General features: G+C 72.1%; 4 protein-coding genes and 2 pseudogenes. 4 read left to right on the plus strand and 2 right to left on the minus strand.

Features of this window, described 5'->3' with window-relative positions; all coding sequences use genetic code 11:
- From ACFU53_RS47070 to ACFU53_RS47080, 3 genes and pseudogenes are all read left to right on the plus strand, one after another.
- Positions 1-252, plus strand: a pseudogene (locus ACFU53_RS47070) (MFS transporter); the annotation flags it as partial.
- Positions 249-1724 (plus strand): alpha/beta hydrolase family protein, encoded by a 1476-nt coding sequence (locus ACFU53_RS47075; protein WP_384006531.1) that lies wholly within the window; start codon positions 249-251, stop codon positions 1722-1724. The pseudogene ACFU53_RS47070 and the gene ACFU53_RS47075, both read left to right, overlap by 4 nt.
- A gap of 52 nt (positions 1725-1776) precedes the next feature.
- Positions 1777-2640: a PaaX family transcriptional regulator C-terminal domain-containing protein gene (locus tag ACFU53_RS47080; RefSeq protein WP_384006534.1), complete on the plus strand. Its 864-nt coding sequence runs from the start codon at positions 1777-1779 to the stop codon at positions 2638-2640.
- Here the strand turns inward: ACFU53_RS47080 and ACFU53_RS47085 are convergent.
- Together ACFU53_RS47085 and ACFU53_RS47090 are read right to left on the minus strand one after the other, a co-directional pair.
- Entirely contained in the window at positions 2637-2762 is a 126-nt protein-coding gene (locus ACFU53_RS47085; RefSeq protein WP_384006537.1) for a hypothetical protein, read from the minus strand. The two genes, ACFU53_RS47080 and ACFU53_RS47085, sit on opposite strands and share 4 nt — an antisense overlap.
- Positions 2763-2828: 66 nt before the next feature.
- Positions 2829-3425: a TetR/AcrR family transcriptional regulator gene (locus ACFU53_RS47090; protein ID WP_384006540.1), complete on the minus strand. Its 597-nt coding sequence runs from the start codon at positions 3423-3425 to the stop codon at positions 2829-2831.
- A gap of 26 nt (positions 3426-3451) precedes the next feature.
- Between ACFU53_RS47090 and ACFU53_RS47095 the strand changes: the two are divergent.
- A pseudogene (locus tag ACFU53_RS47095) lies at positions 3452-3928 on the plus strand (hypothetical protein); the annotation flags it as partial.

Consider the following 3928-nt stretch of genomic DNA (forward strand, 5'->3'; position numbering starts at 1 on the left):
ACGAAGGTGCGCTACACCGGGGCCTCCCTCGGCTACCAGGGCGCCACACTCATCGGCGCCGGCTTCTCCCCCATGATCGCCGGAAGCCTCGTGGCCGGGAGCGGGAACAGCGCCCCCGTCGCCCTGCTGCTGTGCGGCGGCGCCGCGATCACCGCGCTGACCGTCTGCTTCGTGCGCGAGAGCAACAAGGCGTCCCTCGCGGACGCCGCCGAACGCCCCGCCGTCCCCCACACCCAGGAGATCTCCGCATGACGACCGGCACCCGCACCCGTACCGACACCGGCACCGGCACCGGCACCGGCGATGGCACTGGCACCCGTGCGCCCCGCCCCGGCGCCCGTACCCGCGCCGCACGTCGTACCGCCTGCGCGGCAGCCCTCCTGCTCGCCGTCAGCGCCGTACCCACGTCGGCCGTTGCAGCGACGACGGAGCCGAGCCGCGTAGAAGGCCAACTCCCCTCCGGGGCAACGTACTTGATGGACGTGCCCACGAACTGGAACGGCACCGTGCTGCTCTACAGCCACGGCTACACGCAGGCCGGCTCGCCCAACCCGGCGCAGAACGGCCCGGACGCCGCCACGAAGGCGCTGCTGCTCGCGGAGGGCTACGCGCTGATCGGTTCGTCGTACGCCACCACGGGCTGGGCGGTGACGGACGCGGTGCCCGATCAGCTGGCCACCCTCTCCGTCTTCGGCGACCGATTCGGGGCGGCGAGTCGGACCATCGCCTGGGGCCGGTCGTACGGCGGGCTCGTCACCACCGCGATCGCGGAGCGGCACGCGGACCGGATCGACGGTTCGCTGTCGTTGTGCGGCCTGGTCCACGGCGGCGTCGCCAACTGGAACAACACGCTCGACCCGGTCTTCGCCGTCAAGACGCTTCTCGCGCCCGACTCCGACGTGCCCCTGACCGGGCTGGCGGACCAGGAGGCCGCCACGAGTGCGGCGGACGCGCTGGTGACCGTGGTCGACTCGGCGCAGTCGACGGCCGAGGGGCGGGCGCGGATCGCGCTGGCCGCCGCCCTGCACAACATCCCGGTCTGGAACCAGCCGACGCAAGTACGGCCCGCCGCGAACGACTGGGAGGCTCAGCAGGCCAACCAGTACGACGCCGTCAAGGGGCTGCTGAGGGTCGCCGCGTTCAACCGGCGGCAGGAGGCCGAGGTGCGGGCGGGCGGCAACATGTCATGGAACACGGGGGTCGACTACGCGAAGCTGCTCGGGCAGTCGTCGGTGCGCAAGGAGGTCCAGGAGCTGTACAAGAAGGCGGGGCTCTCCCTGAAGGCCGACCTCGCCACCCTAGACCGGGCCCCGCGCATCAGCGCCGACCCGAACGCCGTCGAGTGGATGAGCGACACCAGTTCCTTCACCGGCGAGCTGACCAAGCCGCAGTTCAGCGTGCACACCATCGGCGACGCCCTCGTCCCCGTGCAGACGGAGAGCGCGCTGCGCCGGGCGGTCACGGCCGCCGGTTCCGGTTCTCTCCTCCGACAGGCGAACGTCGACAACGCCGGGCACTGCACCTTCAGCCCCGCCGAGCAACTCGCCGCCCTGCACACCCTGGAGGACCGCATCACCACCGGCAAGTGGCGCGGCACGGACGCGGAGTCCCTCAACGCCCGTGCCGCGGCGGCCGATTCCACGACCCCGGCCCGCTATGTGGCGTACCGCCCGTCCCCCTACCTGCGGCCGTACGACCTCGCGCACCCCGCCGACGGCCGGTGACCTGGTACGGCCGCCCGTCGGAGCGTCGGCGGGCGGCCGTACGCTTGCCCCTGTGGAGGACTACGACATCCTGGACACCCCGGACAGCGACGCCTCGGACGGCCCGCAGCCGCGCCCGCAGTCGCTCATGCTCGCCTTCTTCGGCAACCATGTGCTGGAGGAGGGCGACCGTGATCTGTGCGTGTACTCGGGCAGCATCATCGACGCACTCGGCCGTGTCGGCGTCGGTGAACAGGCCGTACGTTCCACGCTGACCCGCATGGTCAACCGCGGTCTGCTGCGGCGCCAACGCGAGGGCCGCAAAATGTACTTCGGTCTCACGCCGCAGGCGACGCGCGTCCTGTGGGACGGCCGCACCCGCATCTGGAAGCAGGGCGCCGTCAACGACGACTGGGACGGCACCTGGACCCTCCTCGGTTTCTCCCTCCCCGACTCCTGGAAGCGTCAGCGCCACGACCTGCGCTCGCGGCTGACCTGGTCCGGTTTCGGCGCCCTGTACAGCGGGCTGTGGATCGCCCCGGGGAACGTCGACATCTCCGGTGTCGTCGCGGAACTCGGGCTCACCGACCACGTCAAGATCTTCCACGCCCAGGCGAACGTGGCCACCGACATCGAACTGATGATCCGCGACACCTGGGACCTGGAGAGCATCGCCGCCCGCTATGTCACCTTCGACAAGCGCTGGACCGCCCACCTGGGCGCCGGTTCCGGCGACGACCCGATCGGGACCCGTCTGCGGCTCGTCAGCGAGTGGCTCTGGACCATCCGCACCGACCCCCGCCTCCCCGCCCGCCACCTGCCCCCCGCCTGGCCGGCCCGCCCCGCCGAGGACACCTTCCGCCGCGTCGCCGACCAGACCGCGGCGCCCGCGCAGCGGATGGCCGACGAACTCCTCGACACGATGCCGCCGCGCTAGGCCTGGCCGGGTCCGCGCGGCCGGTCGGCGAGCTGTTGCGCGGGCTCGGTGGCCCTGGCGAGCAGCCACTCCGAGGGGCCGCGGCAAAAGAGGCGGGACCAGAGGGTCACGAAGGCGGTCATGAGGGAACCCGCACCCCGCCGCCCTCGGCGTCGACACCCTCGACGAGCCGCTTCACATCCTCCGGTTCAGGGCCCACCCTCCCGGCCCGTCCCGAGCAACCCGTTGAGCACCAGCGCCGCCAGCGACTCCGCCGTGGCCGCGGTCCGCTCCGGCGAGGAGGGCTCATGGCGGCCGAGGCGGCGGGCGAGGGGGACGTCCAGCATGCCGGAGACGGTCGGGATGATGGCGAAGAAGAGCACGTCCATCGGAATGGGTGCCATGCGTCCGGCGGCGACGAGCCGGTCGATGCTGGACGCCATCCTCCCCACGACGACGCCGATGTAGTGGTCGTAGAGATAGTCCAACCGCTCGGTGTCCTGGTTGAGTTCGTCGACGAAGAGCCGGGCGACCAGGGGGGTGTCCGCGGCGACCCGGTAGAAATCGGTGATGAGCCGCCGGAGGTTCTCCGCGTCGTCGGCCGAGGGATCGGCCTCGGGCAGGCGCGCCAGCTGTGCCCCCCTGGCGGAGTCCACCACCGCGCGCCAGAACGCCGCCTTGGAGCCGTAGCGGTCGTTGATGAAGTTGTGGCTGACGCCCAGGCGGCGGGCCAGTTCTCGGGCGGACGCCCGGTCGTAGCCCAGCTCCGCGAAGGCCTCGAGCCCGCGCTGCAGGGTCCCGCGCACGCCCCAAGCCGGTGGTCCCGCTGGGCATGGGCATAGCAGCCGCCGCGATGGCCTGGCTGACCGCACTCGACCTGAACAGCTCCTACACGACCGACATCCTGCCGCCGCTGGTCCTCGCCGGACTCGGCTTCGGCCTGGTCATGGCCCCCGCCATGAGCCTGGCCACGGAGGGGGTCGCCGCGGAGGACGCCGGCGCCGCCTCCGCCACCGTCAACACCATGCAGCAGGTCGGCGGCTCCCTCGGTACCGCCCTCCTCAACACGCTCTCCACCAGCGCCGCCGCGGACTACCTGATCGGCAAGAACCCGAAGGACCCCGCCGTCGTCGCCCAGGCCGGCCTGGAGGCCTACTCCACCGCGTACTGGTGGTCCGCCGTCTTCTTCGCCGCCGGCGTGGTCGTCAGCTTCCTGCTCTACGGCGCGGCGCACCCGTCCACGACCCCGACGCGGCCCCCGCGGTGCACATGTGAGCCGAGGGCTCCCGAAGCCTCGTCGGGGCGACCT

The sequence above is a fragment of the Streptomyces sp. NPDC057474 genome (assembly GCF_042802555.1).
Lineage (GTDB): Bacteria > Actinomycetota > Actinomycetes > Streptomycetales > Streptomycetaceae > Streptomyces.

What these genes read in the sequence shown, in the direction of transcription:
- ACFU53_RS47075 (WP_384006531.1), top strand. Translation starts at nt 249, where the DNA reads ATGACGACCGGCACCCGCACCCGTACCGACACCGGCACCGGCACCGGC.
- ACFU53_RS47085 (WP_384006537.1), bottom strand. Translation starts at nt 2,762, where the DNA reads ATGACCGCCTTCGTGACCCTCTGGTCCCGCCTCTTTTGCCGCGGCCCC.